The sequence below is a fragment of the Streptacidiphilus sp. PAMC 29251 genome (assembly GCF_054208735.2).
Genome location: NZ_CM135725.2, coordinates 3,699,900 through 3,723,338, shown reverse-complemented (window position 1 = coordinate 3,723,338; position 23,439 = coordinate 3,699,900). Strand labels below are relative to the sequence as shown.

The 23,439-nt window shown below is 71.9% G+C and carries 23 protein-coding genes; 11 read left to right on the top strand and 12 right to left on the bottom strand.

Annotation, left to right across the window (positions count from 1 at the left end):
• Window positions 1–163: 163 nt before the first annotated feature.
• The 3 genes from ACXKR8_RS17430 to ACXKR8_RS17420 all read right to left on the bottom strand — a co-directional run bounded on the left by ACXKR8_RS17430 (window position 164) and on the right by ACXKR8_RS17420 (window position 2,110).
• Window positions 164–646, bottom strand: a complete 483-nt coding sequence (locus ACXKR8_RS17430) for a GNAT family N-acetyltransferase (RefSeq protein ID WP_458273822.1) — start codon at window positions 644–646, stop codon at window positions 164–166.
• A gap of 29 nt (window positions 647–675) precedes the next feature.
• Complete coding sequence (locus ACXKR8_RS17425) at window positions 676–1,014, bottom strand: DUF4190 domain-containing protein (RefSeq protein WP_458273821.1); 339 nt, start codon at window positions 1,012–1,014, stop codon at window positions 676–678.
• A 118-nt stretch (window positions 1,015–1,132) separates the two neighbouring features.
• Window positions 1,133–2,110, bottom strand: coding sequence for a quinone oxidoreductase family protein (locus ACXKR8_RS17420; RefSeq protein ID WP_458273820.1), 978 nt, complete (start codon window positions 2,108–2,110; stop codon window positions 1,133–1,135).
• Window positions 2,111–2,204: 94 nt separating this feature from the next.
• Between ACXKR8_RS17420 and ACXKR8_RS17415 the strand changes: the two genes are divergently transcribed.
• Window positions 2,205–2,528, top strand: coding sequence for an ArsR/SmtB family transcription factor (locus tag ACXKR8_RS17415; protein ID WP_458273819.1), 324 nt, complete (start codon window positions 2,205–2,207; stop codon window positions 2,526–2,528).
• Window positions 2,529–2,573: 45 nt separating this feature from the next.
• Here ACXKR8_RS17415 and ACXKR8_RS17410 read toward each other — a convergent pair whose 3' ends face one another.
• The 3 genes from ACXKR8_RS17410 to ACXKR8_RS17400 all read right to left on the bottom strand — a co-directional run bounded on the left by ACXKR8_RS17410 (window position 2,574) and on the right by ACXKR8_RS17400 (window position 7,432).
• Window positions 2,574–4,319 carry a bifunctional 3'-5' exonuclease/DNA polymerase gene (locus tag ACXKR8_RS17410; protein WP_458273818.1) on the bottom strand — a complete coding sequence of 582 codons (1,746 nt, stop codon included), beginning with the start codon at window positions 4,317–4,319 and terminating at the stop codon, window positions 2,574–2,576.
• A gap of 166 nt (window positions 4,320–4,485) precedes the next feature.
• A complete protein-coding gene (locus ACXKR8_RS17405; RefSeq protein WP_458273817.1) occupies window positions 4,486–6,357 on the bottom strand; it encodes a vWA domain-containing protein in 1,872 nt (623 codons plus the stop codon).
• A gap of 10 nt (window positions 6,358–6,367) precedes the next feature.
• A complete protein-coding gene (locus ACXKR8_RS17400; RefSeq protein WP_458273816.1) occupies window positions 6,368–7,432 on the bottom strand; it encodes an AAA family ATPase in 1,065 nt (354 codons plus the stop codon).
• A gap of 203 nt (window positions 7,433–7,635) precedes the next feature.
• Here ACXKR8_RS17400 and ACXKR8_RS17395 point away from each other — a divergent pair, with 203 nt between their 5' ends.
• The 5 genes from ACXKR8_RS17395 to ACXKR8_RS17375 all read left to right on the top strand — a co-directional run bounded on the left by ACXKR8_RS17395 (window position 7,636) and on the right by ACXKR8_RS17375 (window position 13,319).
• A complete protein-coding gene (locus tag ACXKR8_RS17395) occupies window positions 7,636–8,127 on the top strand; it encodes an SRPBCC family protein (protein ID WP_458273815.1) in 492 nt (163 codons plus the stop codon).
• Between the two features lie 8 nt (window positions 8,128–8,135).
• A complete protein-coding gene (locus tag ACXKR8_RS17390) occupies window positions 8,136–8,591 on the top strand; it encodes a MarR family winged helix-turn-helix transcriptional regulator (protein ID WP_458273814.1) in 456 nt (151 codons plus the stop codon).
• A gap of 216 nt (window positions 8,592–8,807) precedes the next feature.
• Window positions 8,808–9,788 (top strand): DMT family transporter, encoded by a 981-nt coding sequence (locus tag ACXKR8_RS17385; RefSeq protein ID WP_462100552.1) that lies wholly within the window; start codon window positions 8,808–8,810, stop codon window positions 9,786–9,788.
• Window positions 9,789–9,863: 75 nt separating this feature from the next.
• The gene (aspT, locus tag ACXKR8_RS17380) at window positions 9,864–11,567 is read left to right on the top strand and encodes an aspartate-alanine antiporter (protein ID WP_458273812.1); all 1,704 of its coding nucleotides are present in this window, start codon (window positions 9,864–9,866) and stop codon (window positions 11,565–11,567) included.
• 96 nt (window positions 11,568–11,663) lie between these two features.
• Window positions 11,664–13,319, top strand: coding sequence for a bifunctional aspartate transaminase/aspartate 4-decarboxylase (locus ACXKR8_RS17375; RefSeq protein ID WP_458273811.1), 1,656 nt, complete (start codon window positions 11,664–11,666; stop codon window positions 13,317–13,319).
• Between the two features lie 471 nt (window positions 13,320–13,790).
• Here the strand turns inward: ACXKR8_RS17375 and ACXKR8_RS17370 are convergent, their stop codons facing one another.
• The 4 genes from ACXKR8_RS17370 to ettA all read right to left on the bottom strand — a co-directional run bounded on the left by ACXKR8_RS17370 (window position 13,791) and on the right by ettA (window position 17,991).
• Window positions 13,791–14,912 (bottom strand): DNA polymerase III subunit beta family protein, encoded by a 1,122-nt coding sequence (locus tag ACXKR8_RS17370; RefSeq protein ID WP_458275007.1) that lies wholly within the window; start codon window positions 14,910–14,912, stop codon window positions 13,791–13,793.
• Window positions 14,913–15,099: 187 nt separating this feature from the next.
• The gene (locus ACXKR8_RS17365) at window positions 15,100–15,780 is read right to left on the bottom strand and encodes a serine/threonine-protein kinase (RefSeq protein WP_458275006.1); all 681 of its coding nucleotides are present in this window, start codon (window positions 15,778–15,780) and stop codon (window positions 15,100–15,102) included.
• A 5-nt stretch (window positions 15,781–15,785) separates the two neighbouring features.
• Window positions 15,786–16,208, bottom strand: a complete 423-nt coding sequence (locus ACXKR8_RS17360) for an acyl-CoA thioesterase (protein ID WP_458273810.1) — start codon at window positions 16,206–16,208, stop codon at window positions 15,786–15,788.
• 118 nt (window positions 16,209–16,326) lie between these two features.
• Complete coding sequence (ettA, locus tag ACXKR8_RS17355) at window positions 16,327–17,991, bottom strand: energy-dependent translational throttle protein EttA (RefSeq protein ID WP_458273809.1); 1,665 nt, start codon at window positions 17,989–17,991, stop codon at window positions 16,327–16,329.
• A gap of 795 nt (window positions 17,992–18,786) precedes the next feature.
• On the opposite strand from ettA, the gene ACXKR8_RS17350 reads away from it, so the two are divergent.
• The 4 genes from ACXKR8_RS17350 to ACXKR8_RS17335 are packed head-to-tail and all read left to right on the top strand — an operon-like array spanning window position 18,787 to window position 21,771.
• Window positions 18,787–18,939, top strand: a complete 153-nt coding sequence (locus ACXKR8_RS17350; protein ID WP_458273808.1) for a hypothetical protein — start codon at window positions 18,787–18,789, stop codon at window positions 18,937–18,939.
• On the top strand, window positions 18,936–20,675 hold the full coding sequence (locus tag ACXKR8_RS17345; RefSeq protein ID WP_458273807.1) for a helix-turn-helix domain-containing protein: 1,740 nt from the start codon (window positions 18,936–18,938) through the stop codon (window positions 20,673–20,675). Before ACXKR8_RS17350 ends, ACXKR8_RS17345 begins: the two co-directional genes overlap by 4 nt.
• A gap of 2 nt (window positions 20,676–20,677) precedes the next feature.
• Window positions 20,678–21,613 (top strand): hypothetical protein, encoded by a 936-nt coding sequence (locus tag ACXKR8_RS17340; protein WP_458273806.1) that lies wholly within the window; start codon window positions 20,678–20,680, stop codon window positions 21,611–21,613.
• A 2-nt stretch (window positions 21,614–21,615) separates the two neighbouring features.
• Window positions 21,616–21,771 (top strand): hypothetical protein, encoded by a 156-nt coding sequence (locus ACXKR8_RS17335; RefSeq protein ID WP_458273805.1) that lies wholly within the window; start codon window positions 21,616–21,618, stop codon window positions 21,769–21,771.
• Between the two features lie 67 nt (window positions 21,772–21,838).
• Here ACXKR8_RS17335 and ACXKR8_RS17330 read toward each other — a convergent pair whose 3' ends face one another.
• Together ACXKR8_RS17330 and ACXKR8_RS17325 are read right to left on the bottom strand one after the other, a co-directional pair.
• On the bottom strand, window positions 21,839–22,153 hold the full coding sequence (locus ACXKR8_RS17330) for a hypothetical protein (protein ID WP_458273804.1): 315 nt from the start codon (window positions 22,151–22,153) through the stop codon (window positions 21,839–21,841).
• A gap of 59 nt (window positions 22,154–22,212) precedes the next feature.
• Window positions 22,213–22,386, bottom strand: a complete 174-nt coding sequence (locus ACXKR8_RS17325; RefSeq protein WP_458273803.1) for a hypothetical protein — start codon at window positions 22,384–22,386, stop codon at window positions 22,213–22,215.
• 450 nt (window positions 22,387–22,836) lie between these two features.
• Between ACXKR8_RS17325 and ACXKR8_RS17320 the strand changes: the two genes are divergently transcribed.
• Entirely contained in the window at window positions 22,837–23,421 is a 585-nt protein-coding gene (locus tag ACXKR8_RS17320) for a DUF5919 domain-containing protein (RefSeq protein WP_458273802.1), read from the top strand.
• The last annotated feature ends 18 nt before the right edge of the window (window positions 23,422–23,439 follow it).

Below are 23,439 nucleotides of genomic sequence, written 5' to 3'. Positions count from 1 at the left end.
GCGTCCGGGCGTGCGTCGGCGCCGGGGCGCTGGTCCCGGGGCCGTCCGGGGCGGCGGGGGCGTCGGACGAGACGGGGGGGAGGGGGGCGACTGGCGAGGAGTCGACGGCTGCGGAGCTCTGCGGGGTACCCATTGCACTCCCCACCCTACGCAAGCAGCCCCCTCACCTGTCGACCCGATATCGCCGCAGCCCCTCCAGGTCCGGCGTCCGGACGAATCCCGCGCGCAGCAGCACCCGCTGCGACGGCAGGTTGTCCGGCCTGGTCACCGCGAGGACGCTGCGGACGGCGGGGTGGGTGAAGGCGTACCGGGTCAGCGCCTGGGCGGCCTCGGTGGCGAGGCCGAAACCCCTGGCCTGCGGCACCAGGTCGTAGCCGATCTCCACCGCGCCGTTCGCGTCGGGAGGCCCGTGGAAGCCCACGCTGCCGACGGCGAGGCCGTCCGCCGGGTGCACCACCACGTAGAGCCCCCACGGCGGCCGGTGCCAGCCGACCTCGGCGGCTCGGGCGACGATCCCGGCCATGCCCCGGGTCCCCTCCTCGGGGCCGCCGCCGAGCCAGGTCCAGCCGCCGTCGCCCCCGTACGCGAGCTGCCCCGCGGCTTCTGCGGAGGCTGGTTCGAGGCGGAGTCGGCCGGTGGAGATCACGCAGGGGATTATGCCGTCCCGGCTATCGGCTACCAGCCCATGCCGAAATTGAACAGGCCGAAGATCAGCGACAGCACGAACAGCACGATGGCGACGGCGCCCAGGATGAAGCCGCAGATAGCCATTCCGCGGTGGTTGCCGCTCAGGCCGGGCGCGCCCTGGAGCGCGATGCCGCCGAGGGCCAGGGCGATCGGGCCGAGCAGGTAGGGGGCCGCGAAGATCGCCAGGATGCCGCAGACCATGCTCGCGATCGAGAGCCCGCGGGCGGTGTCCTCGGAGACCTGCACATTGCTGAACATGGCGCTGCGGGGGCGTTGCTGCATCTGCTGCTGCATCCGCTGCTGCCAGGGTCGGTCGAGGCGGGGCATGGACGGAGCCTTCCGGTCGGGCACCGGCCGCGGCTGGCCGGTACTGACCTTCGGCTGCCCCCGGCGGCCCGGACCATGCCCCGCCCGCTCGGGACCGGCTCGGCCGGGGCCGGCTTCGTCAGGGGTTCACCGCGAGCAGCAGCTTGCCGGTGCTGGCTCGGCTTTCGACCAGGCGGTGGGCCTCGGCCACCGCGGCGAGCGGGAACTCGGCAGTGACCGGGAGCCGGACGCCCTCGTTCGCGGCCAGGGCGAACGCGGCGGTGGTCAGGGCGCGGAGCGCCGCCGGGTCGGCGGCGGCCAGGCCGAGGATGCTGAAGGCGGACACGCTCAGGGCCCGCGGCGCGAGGTCGGCGAAGGACGCCGTCCAGGGCGCGGCCCCGCCCGCGTTGCCGAAGGCGACCGCGCGGCCGTAGCGGGCCAGCGAGGCCACGCTGCGCTGCCAGGTGTCGCCGCCGACCGGGTCCAGGGCGAGGTCCACGCCCCGGCCGCCGGTGGCCGTCGCCAGCTGCCGGTCGAAGTCGTCGCCGACGAAGACCTCGTCGTAGCCGAGCTCCAGGGCGTACTTCACCTTGTCCTGGTGCGAGACCACGCCGTAGATCCTGCCCGCCCCGGCGATTCTGGCGACCTGGCCCAGCGCGCTGCCGACGCCGCCGGCCGCGCCCTGGACCAGCACGCTCTCGCCCGCGCGGAGCCGCCCGGCGTGGTGGATCAGCGCATAGGCGGTGGGCAGGACGGAGGGCAGCGCGGCGGCCTCGCGCAGGCTCAGCCCGTCGGGGACCGGAAGGGTCTGCGTGGCTTCGGCGAGGGCGACCTCGGCGTAGCCGCCGCCGGCCAGCAGCGCGACGACCGGCTGCCCGACCTGAAGCTCCGTCACGCCCGCGCCCACGGCGCGGACCTGGCCCGCCGCCTCCAGGCCCGGGACGAAGGGCAGCCCGCTGACCCGGTAGCCGCTGGAGCGGGCCTGGATCTCGGCGAAGTTGATTCCGGCGTAGGCGGTGGTGATGGCGACCTGTCCCGGGCCCGGCACCGGCTCCGGGACCTCGCGGAGCCGCAGCACCTCCGGCGTCCCGAACTCCTCGACGACTACTGCGCGCATGGCTGACTCCCGGCTAGACTGTTCGATGAATTGCGAACACTAGCGAGTGTACGCATTTGATCGAACACTTCAAGGGACTTCCGGGAGGGGCGTCATGGGCCAGCGCACCGCGCCGCGGCACAACGATCCGCACGACGTACCGGTCGAGGCGGTGTTCGCCGCGCTCGCCGACCCGGTGCGGTTGGCCATCGTCCGCCAGCTCGCGGGCAGCGAGGACTGGTCCCGGGCCTGCGGCAGCTTCGACGTGCCGGTGGGGAAGGCGGGTCTGAGCCACCACTTCACGGTGCTGCGCGAGGCGGGCCTGGTCGAGCAGCGGGACGCCGGGGCGCGGCGGGTGAACCGGCTGCGCCGGGCCGAGGTGGAGGCGAGCTTCCCCGGGCTGTGGGCGCTGGTCATGCCGCTGACGCCGCAACGCTGACGCCAGGCCGCTGAAGGCCGCTGACGTCGAGCCGCTGACGCCGGGTCAGGCGTCCGGGTCCTCGTCCTCGTCGTCGGTGCCGCCCTTGGCGTCGAGGTAGCTGTTGGCGACATGGGTGTCCAGCGGGAAGTGCACCGGGGTCGCGCCGAAGACCAGCCGCCGGGCCTCCTCCCCGGCCCCGGCCACGGCCTCGCGGACGGCGTCGGCGAGCTGGGCCGGGGTGTGCACGATCACCTCGTCGTGCTGGAAGAACACCAGCCGGGGACGGTCGCCGTCGGTCGCGACCGGGATCGCGGCGAGGCGGCGGCGCAGCCCGGCGATCAGGGCCAGGGCCCAGTCCGCGGCGCTGGCCTGGATCACGAAGTTGCGGGTGAAGCGGCCCCGCGAGCGGGTGTCCCGGGCGGCGCTGTCGTCGCCCGCGTCGGTGGCCGGCCCGGCCCCCTCGGTGAGGTCCAGCCAGCTCGCGGACGGCGGCGGGCAGACCCGTCCCAGCTGGGAGCGCACCACGCCGCCCGCCTCGCCGGTCCTGGCCGCGGCCTCCACCAGGCCCATGGCCTGCGGGAAGCGCCGCCGTAGCACCGCGACCAGCTGGCCGGTCTCGCCGCTGGTCTGCCCGTACATCGCGCCGAGCAGGCCCAGCTTGGCGCGGGCCCGGTCGCCGTGGAAGGCCTCGGCGGCCAGGCCCGCGTAGAGGTCCCCGGCCGCGCCCGCGCGGATCATGCCGGGGTCGTTGGACATGGCCGCCAGCACCCGCGGTTCCAGCTGGCCCGCGTCCGCGACCACCAGCCGCCAGCCGGGGTCGGCGACCACCGCGCCGCGCAGGATCCGCGGGATCTGCAGCGCGCCGCCGCCGCGGCTGGCCCAGCGCCCCGACACCACGCCGCCGACCACGTACTCGGGCCGGAACCGGCCGTCGCGGGCCCAGGTCTCGCGCCAGGCCCAGCCGTGGGCGGCGTGGATCCGGGACAGCTCCTTGTAGCGCAGCAGCAGCGGCGCGGCCGGGTGGTCCAGGTCGCGCAGCACCCAGTTGCGGGTGGTGGTGAGGCTGACGCCCTGCTCGGCGAAGGCCCGGATCACCTGGCCGGGGGAGTCGGGGTTCAGTGGCTTGCCGCCCAGCGCCTGCTGGAGGTCGTAGGAGAGGGCGGCGAGCTTGGCGGGCAGCGCGCCGCCGCGCGGGCGGGAGCCCAGCAGGTCGTAGAGCAGCTCGTCGTGCACCTGGGCGCTCCAGGGCAGGCCGTCGAAGGCCATCTCGGCGGCGACCAGCCCGCCGGCCGACTCCGCCGCGCAGAGCAGCCGGGTGCGCCCCGGTTCGGCGGCGGCGGTGATCCGGCGCTGCTGCTCGGCGTGCACCTCGACCAGGGCGTTCAGCGGGTCGACGCCGGGGGGCAGCCGGGTGCGGTCCGGGGCGAACAGGGTGTCCTCGTCGGACGTGGCCGAGCCCTCCGGCAGGTCGGCCGGGACCGGCTGGTGGTGCAGCCTGGCCCAGGCCGCGCCGAGCGAGCGCGGCTGGCCGTAGCGGTCCTCCATACCGAGCAGCAGCGGCTCGACCAGCTTCACGTCGTGGCAGCGGGCCAGCCGGGACGCGGGCAGCCGGGGCAGCAGCCGCCCGTACACCTCGTCGGTGGCGGCCCAGACCCAGCGCGGGGACGCGGCGGCCTCGCCCTCGGCCAGGGCGGCGGCCAGATCGCGGACCCTGACCGGTTCGCCGAGCGGAGCACCGCTCTCGCTGAGCGGTTGCCACCGCCCGCCGGGGCCGTCCTGGTCCGCCGCGACCGCGACCCGTTCCGCCACCTGCCGTCCTCTCCTGCTGTTCCTGGGTATGTCCGTGGGTCTGTTCTGCGGAACGTACCACTGAGCACCGACAGCGGGCCGGGGGCCGAGGGGCGGGAGGCCGAGGGGCGGGAGGCCGAGGGGCGGGACGGGTTCCACGGGACGGGTTCCACGGGACGGCTTCGGCTCAGCTCAGGTGGAAGACCGGGCCGCGCGGGGTGAACGGCAGGGTCGCGCCGCGCGGGACGAGGTAGGCGTGCTCGCGGCGCGGGACCCGGAGGGTGTCGCAGTCGGTGTCGGTGATGATCAGCAGCGGCGCGGCGGCCGGGAAGTCCTGGGCCCGCTGCAGCAGGTCCACACCGGGCTGCAGCACCGTGCCGCCGCGCCCGCGAACCCGTACCCGCCCGGCGATCTCGTCGACCGGCAGGTAGCCGGCGTCAAAGGCGGCCGCGTCGCACATCACCAGCCGGGCGGCCGGAACGTCGCGGGAGGCCGCGTACGAGGCGATCGCGCCCAGCGCCTTGCCGAGCAGGATCCGGCTCATCGACCCTGAGGTGTCCAGCAGCACCCCGAAGGTGCAGCGGGCGACCTCCTCCGGCGGGAAGTAGCGTCCGGCGCGGGGGATGTCCGGCGTGGACGCCTGCCGGCGCGAGGGGCGCGCGTAGGAGCGCACCGGCTCGGGACGGGGCACGAACTCGTCGAACCAGCGGGCCAGCCGGGCATCCCAGGGCAGCGGCGGCTGGGCCAGCGCGCGGATCTCCTCGACCAGCCCGGCCGGCAGCAGCCCGCGACTACGGGTGTGCAGCTCGAAGCCCTGCTGCAGTCCGCGCCGGTAGAACTCGTCCAGGTCGACAAATCCACCGTTGGGCAGCCGGTGCAGCGGCTCGCCGAGGATGTCGCCGATGCCCTTGCCGCGCAGGGTGGCCAGCCGCCGCATCCGCCGCTGGTCCCGGACGATCCGGTCGTACACCTCCTCGGCCGAGAGTCCGTGCAGCTCGGGGTCGTGCAGCAGCCCCTCGGGCATCTCGCCGACGCCCATCTCCAGCAGCCAGCCGTTGATCACGTAGTCGGCGGCGACATTGAAGAGGTACGGGTCCCGGCCGCCGGTGCGCCCGCCGTGCCGCAGCGCGGCGTGCAGCATCTCGTGGGCCAGGATGAAACGCCACTCCTCGTCGCTGTGGCGCCGCAGCGGGTTGACGTAGATCTCCCCGGCCTCGGCGTTGACGGCGGCGATGGAGATGTCATGGGCCCGGCACAGCTCGGCGTCCGCGACCAGGGTCATTCCGGCGGCCAGCCCGCCGAGCAGCGGGTAGGAGGAGACGAACCAGTTCAGCGCGCGCTCCCAGGGCCGCTGAGGCAGTCGCGCGCCGGTCAGCTCCTCCCGGCGGCCCGCGGCGACGTCCATCGCGGCGGAGACGGTACGGGTGAGGGCGTGGGCGAAGGCGGCGGTCCAGTCCTCGGGGTCGTGCCCGAAACGCGCCCAGGGGCGCAGCAGCTGGTCCGGCCCGCTGCCGCCGACCCCGCACCGCTCGTAGGCGGCGGGGATGCCGTCGCGGCGCCAGCGGGCGGCGAGCCGCTCCTCGTCGTCGCCGGGGTACTGGGCCGGCAGGTCGTCCGGGGCGCGGCCGATGCTGAAGGTGGCCAGGAAGCGGTTGACCACGGCGCAGCGCGCCGCCAGCTCGCAGGCGTCCGGCTGGTCGCGCGGGCCCCGGGCCGCGGGGACGTGCCCGAAGCCGAGGTGCAGCACGCTGTGCGCCAGCGCCCAGGCCCACTCCTCGGGCTCGGCGCGGCGGCGCCGGTTGTGGTGCAGCAGGCCGTTGGAGCTGATCACGGCCCAGCCGTCGGCCGGGTGGTGCTCGCAGGGTGCGACGGCGACGGCGACGGCCTGCCTGCCGTGGGTGTCCCTGCCGTGGGCGTCCTTGGTGTGGGTGTCCCTGACGGTGCAGATCTCGAAGGGGACGGCGGCGAGCGCCGGGTTGCGCTTGAGCAGGGCGATCCCGGCGACGAAGGCGACCGCCGCCGGGTCCGCCCGCTCGTCCCGCGCCTGGCGTCCGCTCATCGGCGTCCGCTCATCGGCGTGCCTCGACCAGCCGGGGCAGGTCGCGGGCGGCCTCGATCAGGAACCAGGACGGCAGCACCGGGTTGCCGTCCGGGCCGTCCGCGATCACGGTCTGGGCGACCTCGACCGAGATCTCGGCCAGCTGCACCAGCAGCGACTTGGACCGGTAGGCGGTCTGCCGGACGCTCGCCGAGGCGTGCTCCTTGCTGGCCGGGAGCTCCTTGACCAGGCGGCCCCGGAAGGCGTCGGCGAGGTAGTAGAGCAGGTCGCGGTCCTCGACCCGGTTCGGCCAGGAGGCGTCGCCCTTGAGGATCGCCTCAAGGCCGAAGGAGTGCCGGACGATCTTCGCGTAGCCGCAGAAGGACACGGCGTGGGCCGGGGTCAGCATGCCGTGGGCGAGCACCTTGAGGGTGGCCTCGTCCAGGGTCGGGCCGAAGGAGTGCAGCGCGTCGGAGAGCATGTGCCAGGCGCGCGGGGTGGAGAACGGCTCCTCGGTCTTCGGCGGCGCGGACCAGAGGTGGTCCGGGCGGTCGACCAGGTAGTCGGTGATCCAGGGGTGGATGCCGCTGCCGGCCGCCCAGGTCATCCAGTCGCCGACACTGGCCCGCAGATGGATGTGGGCCAGCCGGTTGACCAGCGCGGACGCCATCGGGCGGGCCAGCGCGCCGTCGGTGGCGCGGTTGCCGGCGCCGATCACGATGCTGCCGGGCGGCAGCTCGTAGGAGCCGATCCGGCGGTCCAGGATCAGCGAGTAGAAGGCCTTCTGGACGTCCGGGGTGGCGGCGTTGAGCTCGTCCAGGAACAGGCAGTAGGGCTCGTCGCGGGCGATCGACTCCGGCGGGCAGAACCGGGAGCGGCCCTCGGGGGTGATCTGCGGGACCCCGATCAGGTCCTCGGGGGCGAGCTGGGTGCCGATCAGGCTGACGCAGTGCAGGCCCAGGGAGTCGGCGAACTGCCGGACCAGGGAGGACTTGCCGATGCCGGGGGCGCCCCAGAGGAAGACCGGGCGGACCGTCGCCAGGCCGAGCAGCAGCTCGGGGACCTGGGCGGGCGACACGGTGACGGCTCCCTGCACGGGACTCCTTCGGTGGGGTGGTCGGTGGGGCGATTGGTGGGGGGCGGAGATCCCAGTGTCCGGGCGGGGGTGGTGGGACGCACCTGGTTTTCGTTCGGATCCGGGTGGGGCGGGGGCTGGACAGGAGATAGTAAGCGCGCATATAGTAAATACACTTAGTAAAACCGGGCCGGAGCAGCTGCTCCGGGCACAAGGAGACCGCCATGTGGGAGTTCCAGCACACCCAGACCACCACCGCCACCCCCGCCCAGCTGTGGGCGCACTACACCGACCCGGCCTCCTGGCCGACCTGGGACGAGGGCACCGAGTACGCCCGCGTGGACGGCGTCTTCGCCGCCGGAACGACCGGGACGCTCAAGCCGGTCGGCGGGCCGAGGACGAAGTTCCGGCTGGAGGAGGTCACCGAGGAGGTGTCCTTCATCGATGTCACCCGGCTGCCGCTGGCGAAGCTGCGCTTCTCGCACCGGATCGAGACGGCGGGCGACACCGCCACCCTGGTGCACCGGGTGGAGATCACCGGACTGCTGTCGCCGCTGTTCGCCAGGGTGATCGGGAAGAATGTCGCGGCGGGGCTGCCGCAGGCGATGCGGCGGCTCGCGGAACTCGCCGAACTCGCCGAACGCACCCTCGCCGAGGGTGCGCAGGCCGAAGGCGCGGAGCTGCAGACGGCTTCCGCGTCGACTGGAAAGGACTAGGTGGCGCCATGGCGGTCGACGGGCGGCCAGCAGGACCCGGGGACAGTCCGGGGTTTCTGCTGTGGCGGGCGACACTGGCCTGGCAGCGGGGGATCGCTGCGGTGTTGCGTCCGCTCGATCTGACGCATGTGCAGTTCGTGCTGCTCGCCTCCACCGGATGGCTCTGCTCTGCGGGCGAGCGGCCGCCAAGCCAGCGGACGCTGGCCGATCAGACCGGTACCGACCCGATGACGACCAGTCAGGTGGTCCGGGCGCTGGAAGCCAAGGGCCTGGTCGAACGGCTGCCCGATCCCAAGGACAGCCGGGCCAAGCTGGTCGGGATCACCGAGTCGGGACGGGCGGTACTGGCGCTGGCGCAGCCGGCGGTGGAGGACGCGGACACCCTGTTCTTCGCGGAGGTGCCGCGGGCGGAGGCGCTGGCGGTGCTGCGGCCGCTGGCGGGGGAGCGCTGGGCGGGGGAGTAGGCCCCGGTTGTCGCGGGCCCGGGGCTGTGTCGATGCGGACGGGTCGAGGTCGATGGGAGTGGGGTCATGTCGATCGAGTTGGATCGGAGTCCAGATCAGAACCCCGGTCGGAACCCTGGTCGGAACCCTGGTCGGAACCCTGGTCGGAACCCCGGGGATGGGTTGATCCGACTGGATGATGAAAATACCGGCGCGCGGGTGCTTCGTACCCCCAGGATGGCGCTCATGTCCACGCCGTCGCGCACTCCCCGCCTCTGGATGATCGACCTGCCAGTGCTGCTGGTCGCCGCGATCTGGGGGTCCAGCTACCTCTCGGTCAAGACCATCGCCACCGGACCGACCGTCGTTCCGCTGCTGGTGCTGCGGTTCCTGGTCGCGCTGCTGCCGATGGCCGTGCTGGTCGCACCGCGGCTGCGCCGGCTGACCTGGCCCGAGGTGCGCGGCGGGGTGGTGCTGGGGCTGATCCTGGGCACGATCTTCCTGGTGGAGACGGTCGGGGTGGTGCACACCTCGGCCACCAATGCCGGTCTGATCATCAGTCTGACGATGGTGTTCACCCCGCTCGCGGAGAGCGCGCTCGCCCGGACCCGTCCGTCCCCGGCCTTTGTCTGCGCCGCCACGCTCTCGGTGGTCGGCGTGGCGCTGCTGACCCAGGGGGCCGGGTTCCAGCGCCCTGGGCTCGGCGACCTGCTGGTGTTCTGCGTGGCGATCATCCGCGCGCTGCATGTGGTGGTGATGCACCGGATGAAGTCGGTGCGGGAGACCGAGTCCGGTGCGCTGACCTTTGTTCAGCTGGCCACCTGCCTGGTGATGTTCCTGCTGATCTCGCCCTTCTCCGGCCCCGCGCCCTGGCGGCTGGCGGCCTCGTTCGACGGCGGCCAGTGGGCGGACCTGCTCTACCTGGGGCTGGTGTGCACGGTCTTCGCGTTCTTCGTGCAGATGTGGGCGGTGCGGCGGACCTCGCCCTCGCGGGTCAGCCTGCTGCTGGGGACCGAGCCGCTGTGGGCCGCGGTGATCGGCGTGGAGGTCGGCGGCGACAAGCTGGGGGCGCTCGGCGCGGTGGGCGCGGTGCTGGTCCTGGTCGGCACGACCTGGGGACGTACGGCGGCGGGGCGCCACGGTGGTGACGGGGCGACGGACGGCGGTGGTGGCGTGGACGCCACGGTCACTCCAACGGCCATCAATGCGGACATATAAGACATAAGGCCGCTTATTGTCGAACAGGGCATCCAGGCAGGAGCCCCATGCGACAAGAGAGGGTGGCCGACTCCTGTGGTGCATTGGCTCACCAACCACATCTTCAAGCCCTATCCAGAGCTGCTGATCTTCCTCACGGTGGCGATCGGCTTCCTCCTCGGGAAATTGCACTGGAAGGCCATCGGCCTCGGCGTTGTCACCGGCTGCCTCGTCGCCGGGCTCTTCACCGGCTGGGCCACCGATGTGGCCGTCAACGGCACGGTCAAGTCGGTCTTCTTCATCATGTTTCTGTTCGCCCTGGGCTACAAGGTCGGCCCGCAGTTCTTCCGCGGACTGAAGAAGGACGGGCTGCCGCAGGCCGCCGTCGCCCTGGTGGTCTGCGTCACCGGCCTGCTGGTCTGCTGGGGCTTCGCCACCATGCTCGGCTACGGCACCGGTCTTGGCGCGGGGCTGCTCGGCGGCGCGCTCACCCAGTCCGCCGTCATCGGCGTCGCCCAGGACGCCATCGGCAACCTGCCGGGACTGACCCACGATCAGATCAGCGCCCAGCAGAACCTGGTCCCGGTCGCCTACGCCGTCACCTACCCGCTGGGCACCATCCTCTGCGCGGTCCTGCTGGCCAACATCGCCCCTCGGCTGCTCAAGAGCGACCTCAAGCGCGACAGCGCGATCCTGGCCAAGGAACTGGACGTCCCCACCGGCAACCCCGACCTCGGCGAGGGCTACTACGAGGTGGTGCTGCGGGCCTTCACCGTCGCGGTGTCCGGCATCGTCGGCCGCACCATCGACGACTTCGAGGACCAGCAGAAGCAGCTGGGCCGGCGGATCTACATCACCCGGGTCCGCCGCGCCGGCAGCATCCTGGACCACGACCAGCAGACCGTGATCGCCGACGGGGACGTCCTGGCGGTCAGCGCGCTGCGCGAGGACCTGGTCACCTTCGACCCGGTCGGTCACATCGGCCCGGAGACCGACGACATCCAACTGCTCGGCTACCAGACCGAGACGCTGCACGTGGTGGTGTCCGAGAAGGAGCAGATCGGACGCACCATCGCCGAGCTGCGGGCCGAGCCGATGATGGTCGGCGTCTTCATCGAGAAGGTGTACCGCTCCGGGAGCGAGTTCCCCTACCGCCTGAACTCGCAGATCGACCGCGGCGACACGCTGGTGCTGACCGGGCCCAAGCGGCTGGTGGACCCGGCCGGACAGGCCATCGGCAAGCCGGTGCCGACCAGCTTCGCCACCGACATGATCTGGGTCGGCCTCGGCATCTTCCTCGGCGGCTGCATCGGTATTCCCGCGCTCACCATCGGCGGCGTCCCGATCAGCCTGTCCACCTCCGGCGGCGCGCTGATCATGGGCCTGGTCTTCGGCTGGATCCGCGGCCGCTACCCGACCTACGGCAATGTCCCGCCCGGCGCGCAGTGGTTCATGGACACCCTCGGGCTCTGCATGTTCGTCGCCATCGTCGGTATCAACGCCGGCCCCGGCTTCAGCAGCGGACTGGCGACGGCGGGCTGGAGCCTGCTGCTGTGGGGAGCGGTCGCGACGGTGATCCCGTTGATCGTCGGACTGCTGTTCGGGCACTTCGTGCTGAAGATCCGCACGCCGATCCTGATGGGCGTGATCGCCGGGTCGCAGACCACGACGGCGGCCATCGGCGCGGTCGGCGAGGCGGCGGAGTCGCAGGTGCCGACGCTCGGCTACACCATCCCGTACGCCGTCGGGAACGTGCTGCTGACGATCTGGGGCGCGATCATCGTCGCCCTGCTGGCCTGACCTTCGGTCAGTTCCTCGCTTTCCGCAGTTCTTCGCTTCCCCTCCTCGTTCGACATCTCGTTCGATATTTCGGTCGACACCCCGTTGGAGATCCCTGTGCCCAAGACCAGTGTGAGCCGCGCGGAGATGCAGCGCCTCTCCCAGCTCAGCCCGTTCGAGCTCAAGGGCGAGTTCATCGCCCTCGCCGAGAAGTACCAGGCCGGACAGCCCGTGCAGAAGGGCCGTGGCACCAAGGCCATGCTCAACGCCGGTCGCGGCAACCCCAACTGGATCGCCACCGGGCCGCGCGAGGCGTACTTCGCGCTCGGCGCGTTCGCCCTCACCGAGAGCCGCCGGGTCTGGACCGCCGACAACCTCGGCGGCATGCCCGAGCTGCACGGCACCGCCGCGCGCTTCGACGCGTACGCCGCCGCGCACCCGGAGCTGCCCGGGATCACCCTGCTCAAGGACTGCCTGGAGCTGGCCACCACCCGCTTCGGCTTCGAGCGCGACGCCTGGCTGCACGAGCTGACCGACGGCATCATCGGCGACAACTACCCGGTGCCGGACCGGATGCTGGTGCACGGCGAGCAGATCGTCCGCGGCTACCTGCAGGAGGAGCTGATGGACGCCCGGCCGCCGGCCGGGGCCGAGCTCGACCTGTTCGCCACCGAGGGCGGCACCGCCGCGATGTGCTACATCTTCGACTCGCTGATGAAGAACGGCGTGCTCAAGAAGGGCGACAAGATCGCCCTGATGGTGCCGGTGTTCACCCCCTACATCGAGATCCCGGAGCTCGACACCTTCGAGTTCGAGGTGGTGAAGGTGGAGGCGTCCAACTTCACCGAGACCGGCGTCCGCGAGTGGCGCTACCCGGAGGAGGAGGTCGCCAAGCTGGCCGACCCCGCGGTCCGACTGGTCTGCATCGTCAACCCCAGCAACCCGCCGTCGCTGGCGCTCTCGGCCCGGGTGACCCAGCAGATCAAGACCATCGTCGAGACCACCAACCCCGGCCTGCTGATCGTCACCGACGACGTCTACGGGACCTTCGTCGACGGCTTCCGCACCATCGCCGCTGAGCTGCCGCGGAACACCCTGCTGGTGTACTCCTACTCCAAGCACTACGGCTGCACCGGGCACCGGCTCGGCGTGATCGGCCTGCACCGGGACAACGTCATCGACGAGCAGATCAAGGCGCTGCCGGACAGCGAGCGGCAGCGGCTGCGCAAGCGCTACGGGACGCTGACGCTGGAGCCCGACAACATCCGCTTCATCGACCGGCTGGTGGCCGACTCGCGGCAGGTCGCGCTGAACCACACCGCCGGGCTGAGCCTGCCGCAGCAGGTGCAGATGATGCTGTTCTCGCTGTTCGCGCTGCTGCCCGAGGGCAAGGAGTACAAGGCCAAGGTGCAGGCCGTGGTCCGGCAGCGGCTCGAACTGCTGATGGAGGGCTCCGGCATGCGCATCGCCGAGGACCCGCAGCGGGCCGGCTACTACATCGAGCTGGACCTGCTGGCCGAGGCCGAGCGAGTCGGCGGCAAGGCCTTCGCGGACTACCTGCTGGCCACGTACGAGCCGGTGGAACCGCTGTTCCGGCTGGCCGAGCAGACCGGCGTGGTACTGCTCAACGGCGGCGGCTTCGACGGACCCGAGTGGTCGGTGCGGGTGTCGCTGGCGAACCTGGACGACCTGGACTACCTGAAGATCGGCCATCACCTGAAGGAGATCTTCGCGGACTACCAGGAGGAGTGGCGGGTGTCGGTCGCGGGGTGACGGGGGCTGGGTTTTGAGGGCGGGGCCTGGCTGGCGGCGGGCCGGCCTGAGGGCGGGTCTGGCTTGACGGTGGGGCTGGCGGTGGGGCTTGGCTGACGGAGGGTCTGGCTTGACGGCGGGGCTGGCGGCGCGGCGGGGTTGGTGGTCAACCCCGCCGCGCCGCCGGACGTGTCCCGCCAACGCCGAGAGGTCGCGCCGGTTCTTGTCCGCGACGTTCACCAGCTCTGCGACTCGGCGGGGACGGGCCGTGCGGCGCGGGGGCTGACCGCCGGCCCGGCCAGCGCGCCCGGCCCTCAGCCCCCGGCCCTCAGCCCGCGCCCTCAGCCCGCGCCCCCTGCCCGCGCCCCCTGCCGGTGCCCCCTGCCGGTGCCCCCTGCCGGTGCCCCCGTCCGGTGCCCCCTGCCCTCAGCCCGCCTCCCCACCTGCCAGCCCCCGAGCCCAGCCTCACCCCCTCACCCCCGTCGACGGCGGTCAGCCGTCGAGGCGGACCGGCATCAGCAGCGAGAAGCTGTTCTGGTCCTCACCCTCGGGGAGGCGCACGGCCAGCGGGGCGATCGGACTGCCCAGCTCCAGGACCAGCTGGTCCCGGGCCGAGGCGGCGAGCGCGTCGAGCAGGAACTCGCGGTTGACGCCGACGCCGGGCTGAGCCTGTGTCTGGGCTTGGGCGACCGTCAGCGAACCGTCGGCGGTGAGCACCAGCAGCGAGACCTCGGTGTCCGCGCCGTCCGTGCCGCCCGCGCCACCCCTGCTGTCCGGGTCGGGAACGGTGGGGCCGCTGACCAGCGACTCGCGCAGCGCGGCCACATCCACGGCGACCCGCCGCCCCGCGGGGAGCCGGGTGAGCCTGCGGTAGTCGGGGAAGTCGTGGTCCAGGCAGACCCCGGCGGCCCGGCTTCCGCCGACCTCCAAGGCGATCGTGTCCCCGTCCAGGGTCAGCGCCGCCTCGCCCGCGGCCGTCAGCAGCGCCCGCATCGCGTCGACCAGGGCGACGGGGACGATGACCTGCTTCGTGGTGTCCGGCGTGGTCTCGACCTTCAGCTGTGCCACGGCCAGCCGGTAGCGGTCGGTGGCGACCAGGCGCAGGGCCTGCTCCGCGCCGTCCACGTCGATGTGGACACCGCCGAGCATGGGCAGCTCCGGGTCGCTGCTGACCGCGAAGCGGACCGTGTCGAGGGCGGCGGCCAGTTCGAGGGCGGGGAAGGCGAGGCGCAGGGTCGGGCTCGGTGCAGTGGTACTGGTGGTGGTCATGGGGTGCTCCCTCAGCGCGAGTAGTGCTCGGACTGCGGAGAGTTCGCGGCGGGCGTCGTCGAGACCGTCCTCGAGGCGCAGCAGATGGGCGTCCAGCAGCTTGCCGACCAGGGCGGTGTCAGGGCCGGACCAGCCGGCCAGTACCAGTCGGATGTCCGCCAGCGGCATACTCACCCGGCGCAGCCTGGCCAGCAGCCGGGCCTCCTGCCGCTGCCCGGGCGCGTACCAGCGGTAGCCGCTGTCCGGATCGACCCACTCCGGGACGAGGATGCCGGCGCCGTCGTAGAACCTCAGGGCGCTGATCGTCAGCCCGCTGTCACGGGCCATCTCGCCGATGCTGTCCATCTTCTCGTTCTCGCTCACCACGTGCTCTCCACGTCCTGGACTCTCGGGCCTCGACCAGGTCGAGGGTCAAGCAGGACGTTATCGCCGCAGCTCAGCGCGTCGGAGTCGCGCGCTCTGGTCGTACGTCGGGGCCCGGTGGGTGGGGCCCGGTGTTGGGGCTCAGCGGGTGGTGCTCAGCGGGCGGTGCTCAGCGTGTAGGCGTCAGCCCGAGCCCGGAACCGATGGCCGGGGCCCGGCGGATGATCACGGATCCGCGCGGTGCGGTCAGCCGTAGCCAGGCCGGGTGCCGGTGCAGGGCCACCGTCTCGGACTGCCGTAGCAGGCCGACCAGGTGGGCGGCATGCAGGGCGCGCAGGGTCAGCCCGCTGGCGTGCACCTGGCGGGACCAGATGGCCTCGGCCAGGCCGTCGGGATCAGTGCTCTCACGCCGGAACTCGGTCACCGCCGCCTGCACCGCCGCGGTCAGCGGGGCGGTGGCCAGGTCGTCCACATGCTCCCAGGAGGTACGCGGCGGCAGCAGCCCGGCCCAGGCCGGACCGGTGATCGCTGCGGGCAGCGGGAGCGTCTCGGCGGCAGCCTCGTCGATCCCGTCCAGCAACTGGCCCGCCGACACGGTCAGATCCAGCTGGCCGACGTCCTCGCGTCCCTCGGGTGTCGACGCGGATGTTGCCGGCCCGGGGCTTGCCAGCGCTGCCGTGCGGATCACCAGCGGGCCGCTCTCACCCAGTGGCAGCCGGGCGAACACCGCCAGCGCGCCGTTCGCCGTCCGCAGTCGGACGGCGGCGGCCTTGTCGTACCGCAGCAGCCTGGCCAGGAACGCGCTGATCTCGGCGGCGTCCCTGGGGTCGGCCAGCTGCAGCGCGGTCATCGTGGTCACGCAGCCACCGTGGCGGTTTCCAGGTAGTCGGCCAGGAAGGCGCGCTCGCCCGCGGTGAGCCGCCGCGGACGGGCCGCCGCCAGGTCGTAGGGAACCACGATCGTCGAGGCCCGGACGTAGACGGTGTCCACGTCCTTGATCTCGTAGGCCACGGTGAAGGAGGCGTGGCCGAGGCGGGTCAGCCAGGTCTCGATGGTGATCGGCTCGGGCCGGTAGACCAGCGGCCGGAGGTAGTCGATCTCATGGCGGGCCACCACGGACCCCTCGGAGAACGCCTTCTCCCCGACCTCGCCGGCGCTGGTGAAGGTGAAGTCGATCCGCGCCTCCTCGAGGTAGCGCAGAAAGACCACGTTGTTGACATGTCCGAACGCGTCCATGTCGGACCAGCGCAGCGGACAAGCGTATATGTGGCGGGACACGGGAGTTCTCCAGAGACAGGGGACCGGGGCGGGCTTGCGGTGGGTCGGGCAGGGAGTGGAGCAGAGGATCCTGCTCGCAAGCCTGCCCCGGCGGTGTTGCGGACAGGTGTCGCGCTGGTCAGCCGCGAGTGAGCTTCTTGTACGTCGCGCGGTGCGGGCGGGCCGCATCGGCGCCGAGACGCTCGATCTTGTTCTTCTCGTAGGACTCGAAGTTGCCCTCGAACCAATACCACTTGGACTCGCCCTCGTAGGCGAGGATGTGCGTGGTGACCCTGTCCAGGAACCACCGGTCGTGGGAGATGACCACGGCGCAGCCGGGGAACTCCAGCAGCGCGTTCTCCAGCGAGCCGAGGGTCTCGACGTCCAGGTCGTTGGTGGGCTCGTCGAGGAGCAGCAGGTTGCCGCCCTCCTTGAGCGTCAGCGCCAGGTTGAGGCGGTTCCGCTCACCGCCGGAGAGGATCCCGGCGGGCTTCTGCTGGTCCGGGCCCTTGAAGCCGAAGGCCGAGACATAGGCGCGGGACGGCATCTCGACCTGTCCGACGTTGATGTAGTCCAGCTCGTCGGATACGACGGCCCACAGCGTCTTCTTGGGGTCGATGTTGGCGCGGCTCTGGTCGACGTAGGACACCTTGACGGTGTCGCCGATGCGGACCGTGCCGGAGTCCGGCTTCTCCTGGTCCAGCAGCATCTTGAACAGGGTGGTCTTACCGGCGCCGTTGGGGCCGATCACGCCGACGATGCCGTTGCGGGGCAGGGTGAAGCTGAGGTCGTCGATCAGCAGCTTGTCGCCGAAGGACTTGGAGAGGTTGGTGACCTCGACCACGATGTTGCCGAGACGCGGGCCCGGCGGGATCTGGATCTCCTCGAAGTCCAGCTTCCGCATCTTGTCGGCCTCGGCCGCCATCTCCTCGTACCGGGCGAGCCGGGCCTTGGACTTGACCTGACGGCCCTTGGCGTTGGAGCGGACCCACTCCAGCTCCTCGCGCAGGCGCTTGGCGCGCTTGGCGTCCTTCTGGCCCTCGACCTTGAGGCGGGTCGCCTTGGTGTCCAGGTAGGTGGAGTAGTTGCCCTCGTAGGCCAGGGCGCGACCGCGGTCGAGCTCCAGGATCCACTGGGCGACGTTGTCCAGGAAGTACCGGTCGTGGGTCACGGCGACCACGGTGCCGGCGTACTTGGCGAGGTGCTGCTCCAGCCAGTTGACGGACTCGGCGTCCAGATGGTTGGTGGGCTCGTCCAGCAGCAGCAGGTCAGGTGCCTCGAGCAGCAGCTTGCAGAGGGCGACACGGCGCTTCTCACCACCGGAGAGGGTGGTCACCGCCCAGTCGCCGGGAGGGCAGCCGAGGGCGTCCATGGCCTGCTCCAGCTGGGCGTCGAGGTCCCAGGCGTTGGAGTGGTCCAGATCCTCCTGGAGATTGCCCATCTCGTCGAGCAGGGCGTCCGAGTACTCGGTCTCCATCAGTACGGCGATCTCGTTGAAGCGGTTGAGCTTCGCCTTGATCTCCCTGACACCGTCCTCGACGTTCTCCAGGACGGTCTTGGTCTCGTCCAGCGGGGGCTCCTGCAGGAGCATGCCGACGGAGTAACCGGGGGAGAGGAAGGCCTCGCCATTGGAGGGCTGCTCAAGTCCGGCCATGATTTTCAGCACGGTGGACTTGCCCGCGCCGTTGGGGCCCACGACGCCGATCTTCGCGCCAGGCAGGAAGCTCAACGTCACGTCGTCAAGGATGACCTTGTCGCCGTGGGCCTTCCGGGTCTTGCGCATGGTGTAGATGTACTCAGCCAAGAGGAACCGTCCGGCGTCGTAGGGGGTTTTGGTTACAGCCTTCCATTGTGCCGCACCGGGGCCCACCGCCCGAATCCCGGTGCGGCAGGGAGCGTCAGCCACTCCGGTCGGAGCCGTCCTCGGCCTTCGCCGGCGCCCCCACCTGGGCCCCGACCAGCACCGGAACCGATGGCGGAGCGGGGGCCTGGGCCAGGGGCGGAGCCTGGGTCGGACCCGCCGCCCGGGCCGGGACCTGGAACTGCACCTGGCCCGGAACCGGCACCTGGCCCGGCTCGACCAGCGGCCCTTCACCGGGCCCCCGACCCCGCTCCCCGCCCCGTTCCCCATCGCGTTCTCCGCCCTGCTCCCCGCCCCGTTCTCCGCCCCGCTCGGGGTCAAGATCCCCGCCCCGCCCCTCTCCCGCTCGCGCTCCCTTTCGCGGTCTCCCGGGCTGCCGGCCGGGCGGTCCGGCCCCGTCCCGTCGTCGACGGCTCGGGACGAAGCCCTGGCCACCAGCTCGGGACGCCCCCGTACCGACCGCCGGAAGGCGGAGGTACCCCGGGAAAGGTCGTGCCCGATCGCCGTCGCCTCGATCTCTGCCGCGACGCCCCGCGGGTTCCCCTCCCCGTTGTCCCACTCCCTGACCCGCATCCGCCCGGTCAGCAGCAGCGGATCACCCCGGCCGACCGAGCTGAGGACGTTCTCCGCCAGCCAGCGCCAGCACCGAACGCGAGAACCTAAATCGCTGGCGCACGGCGGAGGCCGCCGGGGCTCGAATCCCCAGCGGCCTCCTGACCAGGGAAGGGCCCTGATCACATGGACATCATCCCCCCGGATCCGCCGCGCGATGACGGCTTGGTGATCCGCGAGCTGGAGGCCGCCGCCGCGCGGCTGACCGACGAGACCGACCTTCTGAACGCTGCCGCCCGGAAGCTGCGCGAGCTGATCGAAGCGGAGGCCGCGCGATGACCGCGCCGACGCCCGGCCCGACCGACTGGCGCGCGGAGCTGCACGCGCTGGCGTCCAAGCTCGCGCGTCCGTCCGCGTCCGTCCGTACGCCTGTCCGTCCGTACCCGTCCGCGCAGATCAGCGGGGGCGCACACGCGACTCCGGCACTACGGACGGACGGACAGACGGCCCACCATGCGGCCACGCTCGCCTCCGCTGCACCCATGGTCGTCCTGGCCGTGGTGGGCGTCGGCTGCGCCTGTGTCCTGGCCAAGTCGCCGGCCGCCCGTGCCGCAGCCGCGAAGGGCCTGCGGCTGGGAGCGGCCCGGCTGCGCCGCACGGCCGGGATGCTGCGGCTGTGGGCTGCCTTCCGGTTCCATCCCCGGTACCGGCTGCTGGCCATCCGCCTGGAGTCGTCCCGGTGGGACGCGATGGCCCGCAACGCCGCGCTCTCGAAGGACGCCACCACGCGGTCGGACGGCGGGTACCTGCGCCGCCGCCAGGTGCGGCGCGTGGCCGGCGGAGCGCGGATCGCCCTTCGCGTCCCGGCCGGGTCCAGCCCGGCGGCCGTCCGCAAGCAGCTGCCGACGATCCAGGCGCACCTGGGACAGCCGACCGGCACCAAGATCCGGCTCCAGCCCGGCGGCCGGGACGACCGGTTGTACCTGCACGTCCGGTTCAACGCGGTGGCCAGGATGCTGCCGTGGACCGCCCCGCGCGGCCCGGTCCGCCTGGCCGACCCGATGCGGCTGTCCCAGACCGTGTACGGCGATGAGATCACCCTGGACGTGCGCCAGCGCATCGGCGTCTTCGGCACGTCGGGCTCCGGAAAGAGCTGCGTGCAGCGCCTGATCGGAGCGCACGTCATCGCGGCCGTGGACGCTGACCTGGACGTCTGGGACCTCAAGCAGGGCCTTGAAAGCCAGCACTACGCGGGCAAGGCCCACCGGGTCACCACCGTGCCCGACGCGGTGGCGCGGGTGGACTGGCTGCTGGAGACGGAGTTCCCCCGGCGCGCGGACCGGATGCGTGATCAGGGGACGTCCACCTGGCGCGAGACGGCGCAGGATCCCGCCCTGGTGCTCTTGGTGGACGAGGGCAACGTCCTGGTGCGCGGCTTCACGGCCGCGCAGTGGGACCGCTTCCTGACCGTGGCGGAACAGGGCCGGGCGCTGGGTGTCTACCTGGTGTGGAGCACCCAGTTCCCCAAGGCGTCCAACCTGCCGACCGCGCTGCGCTCCCAGTTGAACGTCCGCATCTGCCTCCAGCTCATCAGTTCGGAGGAGGCAGCGGTGGTGTTCAAGGAGGACGTGGGCAACGGCTGGGCACCGCACACCCTGGCCGGTGACGGCGCGCTCCTGATCAAGTCGGCCAGGCACACCAGCCCGGAGGAGTCGCAGGCGTACTGGCTGCCGGAGGACGTGTTCCGCACGGTCGTTCCCGGTCGGTCGGTGGCTGTCCCTGCCGCCGCCACGGTGCCGCTGTCCAAGGCAGCGGATGTCCCGCCGATGCCCACCTACGCGCCGGCCGTCCCGGCCCCGCAGACGCCTGTCCGGCGCACCCTGGCGGACCGGGTGCTGGACGCCCTGGAGACGTTCGGCACCCCGCTGGGTGTCACCGAGCTGGCACACGCCCTGGACGCTCCGAAGTCGTCCACCGGCCAGGCCTGCAAGCGCCTTGTGGCCGACGGCCTGGTCCTCCAGGAGGCAGGCAAATACACCGCCCTGACCAGCATCAACGCCACAGAGGAGAACTGACCATGAAGACCTACACCCCGAAGCCGGTCCGGCTCCCCGACACCACCGCGTTCACCGACGAGGGCAACCCCTACTCGGTCGAGCAGTGGCAGCGCTTCGAGCCGCGCCCGGTCCCGCCGACCGACTGGCGGGCCGTGGGCCTGCGCGCGGTCGTCGCCCTGGTGCTGCTGCTGACGTCCGCCTCCGTGATCTGGTCCACGCACACCATCGGCCTGGTGCTGCACGGCGGCTTCGGCTACGGCGCGGCCGTGGTGTTCGACCTGTCGTGGGCCACGTGCCTGCTGGTCGAACCGCTGGTCCTGCACGATGACGAGAACCTCGCGCTGGTGCGCCGGGTGGGCTGGGCACTGCTGGCGGCCACGATGGGCGTGCTGTTCTGGCGTGGCGCGCAGACGGGTGACTGGGCTCTCGCCGTGGGCGGGGCGCTGGTGTCCGCCGTCGCGAAGGTGCTGTGGGTCGTGGTTATGAGGTGCTTCGAGCCGAAGCTGTCCGAGCAGGACAGGGTGGACGTCGCAGCCGACCTGTCCAAGGCCGCGCGGGCGAAGCGGAAGGCCGACCTGGACGCGCAGACGGCCAGGGCGCAGGCCTACGCGGACGCCCGTCGGGCATCGGTCCTTCCGGACACGCCGGTCGTCACGGCGGAACAGGTTCCGGCCTTGGTTCCGAACCAGGTTCCGCCGGCCATCGACTGGAGCGACGTCGAAACGGCTCCCGCGCAGGTCGGCCCGGGTTCGGAACCTGTTCCGGCCCTGGTTCCGGTGGCGCAGCACTTCGGCACCGACGTCACCGGCCGCACGGAACTGCTCCGGAACCTGATCGGCACCGGCACCACCGAGGTTCCGGAACTCCGCAGCCTGGTGCAGGACGCCGGGTTCGCCGCTCCCAGCTCCGAGTACATCCGCCGCCTGATCCGCACCACCACCACGAAGGAGATCTGAAAATGACCATCGCCGGAGTCGGTTTGATCCTGCTGGGCGTCGCCGCCCTGACCGGGCGCAAGCACCTCGTCCCCGTCGGCCTCGCCATCGCCGGGATGGCGCTGGTGGTCGGCTGGGGCACCGCCCTGGCGGCCGTCCTGGCCGCGTTCGGAGCCTGACCCGCAGCACGAAGCCCCCTGCCTAGGTGAATGAGGCAGGGGGCTTCGTGCTGCCACGGTACGGCGCTCAGCCGTCCCTCTCCCAGGTAAGCGCGATTGACTGGAGCAGGTCCTCCGACGACATGGCAGTCACTCCCGCATCGTTGATCTGCGCGAGGGCCACGAACGCGACGCAGAACGCCACGACCATCTGTCCCAGCGGGGCCCGCATGGCGTCCGCCAGCGCGTCAGCCACGTCCTGAACGGTGTGCGGCTCCGGAACGGAGATGTCGGCCTCGAACAGGTCGTGCAGTAGGCCCTCCAAGACCGCGTCGTCCACGGGGATGTCGGAGGCGGCCATGGTGAGCGCACCGACGACCCGGCGCGAGATGTGGCGGTCCATGGCACAAGCGTGAACCCCCGCAGGTCATCGCGCCTGCGGGGGCTTCCTGCTGTCCGGGGTCAGGCTGTCGCGCGGGCCGCCTCCGCCTGCCCGTGGCCGGAGACGCTGTGCCGCCGCTGGAGGACTCGCACGTCGGTCAGCCGGGAGCGGTCCCCGGTCAGCACGGCGGCCCGTGCCTGCTCCCGCAGCCGGGCGCACTCCCCGCACGGCCCCGGCCGCTCCTCCGCCGTCACCGGTCCGCCTCCGTCGCCGGGAGGGCGGGGAGCAGGGCCCGGAGGCCGTCGCAGGGCGGGCACCGCCGCGTCGTCGCCCTGACCATCGCATCCGTCCGGCCGCAGCCGCTGCATCTCTGCGCTGTTGACGTGTACCACCACACTTTGACCTCCCGCGTTGCCAGTCCTGACGTCAATCGTTCTGGTCAGCGGCAGATGAATCCGGACCGACGGGCGGACAGCTGGACCGTGAGGGCGCTACCGTCGGAGAACGCCCAAACGTCCCGGGGGAACACCTTGAACACGGCCTTACGTTCCGCTATGAGTGATCGTCACCTCACCCCCCGCCAGGTGGCCACCCGCGTGGGTGTGGCTCCGAAAACGGTGGAAAGGTGGATCACGGATGAGGCCCTGTTGCCGCACCCTAGGAACCGGGCCGACGTAAGCGAGCTGCTGGGAGTGGACGAACAGATGCTCTGGCCGAACGTCGTGCGATCAGCGGTCAAGACGGGCGCGGACCGGGAGATCCAGGCCGTCTACCCGTACCGGTCGGCCTGCCCGGCTACGGTCTGGGGCCAGCTGGTCGCCGATGCGGGGGCCGACCTCCTGTTCGCCGGATACACCAACTACTTCGTCTGGCTGGAGCAGCCCAACTTCCTGGCCACGCTGCGGCGGAAGGCGGAGGCCGGGTGCCGTGTCCGCTTCCTGCTGGGGGATCCCGACAGCGAGACGACCCACCAGCGCGAGGCGATCGAGGACACGGCCCTGAGCGTGTCTACCCGTATCCGGATCACCCTGGAGAACCTGGCCAAGCTGCGGGACCTGGGTGCCGTAGAGGCCCGCTACAGCGCTCCGGAGGATGGTCCGAACCACGTCAGCCTGTCGGTCTTCCGGTTCGACTCCCAGGCCCTGGTGACGCCCCACCTTGCCCGTCTGGTCGGCCATGACAGCCCGATGATGCACCTGCGCAGGCGTGACGCCGATGGCATGTTCGACCGCTTCGCCGCCCACGCTGAAGAACTTTGGGAGCGCGGCCGGCCGGTCGTCCCCGAGTAGTCCCGCAGGACGTCCAGC

What these genes read in the sequence shown, in the direction of transcription:
- ACXKR8_RS17425 (WP_458273821.1), bottom strand. Translation starts at nt 1,014, where the DNA reads ATGCCCCGCCTCGACCGACCCTGGCAGCAGCGGATGCAGCAGCAGATG.
- ACXKR8_RS17420 (WP_458273820.1), bottom strand. Translation starts at nt 2,110, where the DNA reads ATGCGCGCAGTAGTCGTCGAGGAGTTCGGGACGCCGGAGGTGCTGCGG.
- ACXKR8_RS17415 (WP_458273819.1), top strand. Translation starts at nt 2,205, where the DNA reads ATGGGCCAGCGCACCGCGCCGCGGCACAACGATCCGCACGACGTACCG.
- ACXKR8_RS17405 (WP_458273817.1), bottom strand. Translation starts at nt 6,357, where the DNA reads ATGAGCGGACGCCAGGCGCGGGACGAGCGGGCGGACCCGGCGGCGGTC.
- ACXKR8_RS17395 (WP_458273815.1), top strand. Translation starts at nt 7,636, where the DNA reads ATGTGGGAGTTCCAGCACACCCAGACCACCACCGCCACCCCCGCCCAG.
- ACXKR8_RS17390 (WP_458273814.1), top strand. Translation starts at nt 8,136, where the DNA reads ATGGCGGTCGACGGGCGGCCAGCAGGACCCGGGGACAGTCCGGGGTTT.
- ACXKR8_RS17385 (WP_462100552.1), top strand. Translation starts at nt 8,808, where the DNA reads ATGGCGCTCATGTCCACGCCGTCGCGCACTCCCCGCCTCTGGATGATC.
- ACXKR8_RS17370 (WP_458275007.1), bottom strand. Translation starts at nt 14,912, where the DNA reads ATGGACAGCATCGGCGAGATGGCCCGTGACAGCGGGCTGACGATCAGC.
- ACXKR8_RS17365 (WP_458275006.1), bottom strand. Translation starts at nt 15,780, where the DNA reads ATGACCGCGCTGCAGCTGGCCGACCCCAGGGACGCCGCCGAGATCAGC.
- ACXKR8_RS17350 (WP_458273808.1), top strand. Translation starts at nt 18,787, where the DNA reads ATGGACATCATCCCCCCGGATCCGCCGCGCGATGACGGCTTGGTGATC.
- ACXKR8_RS17345 (WP_458273807.1), top strand. Translation starts at nt 18,936, where the DNA reads ATGACCGCGCCGACGCCCGGCCCGACCGACTGGCGCGCGGAGCTGCAC.
- ACXKR8_RS17340 (WP_458273806.1), top strand. Translation starts at nt 20,678, where the DNA reads ATGAAGACCTACACCCCGAAGCCGGTCCGGCTCCCCGACACCACCGCG.
- ACXKR8_RS17335 (WP_458273805.1), top strand. Translation starts at nt 21,616, where the DNA reads ATGACCATCGCCGGAGTCGGTTTGATCCTGCTGGGCGTCGCCGCCCTG.
- ACXKR8_RS17330 (WP_458273804.1), bottom strand. Translation starts at nt 22,153, where the DNA reads ATGGACCGCCACATCTCGCGCCGGGTCGTCGGTGCGCTCACCATGGCC.
- ACXKR8_RS17320 (WP_458273802.1), top strand. Translation starts at nt 22,837, where the DNA reads ATGCTCTGGCCGAACGTCGTGCGATCAGCGGTCAAGACGGGCGCGGAC.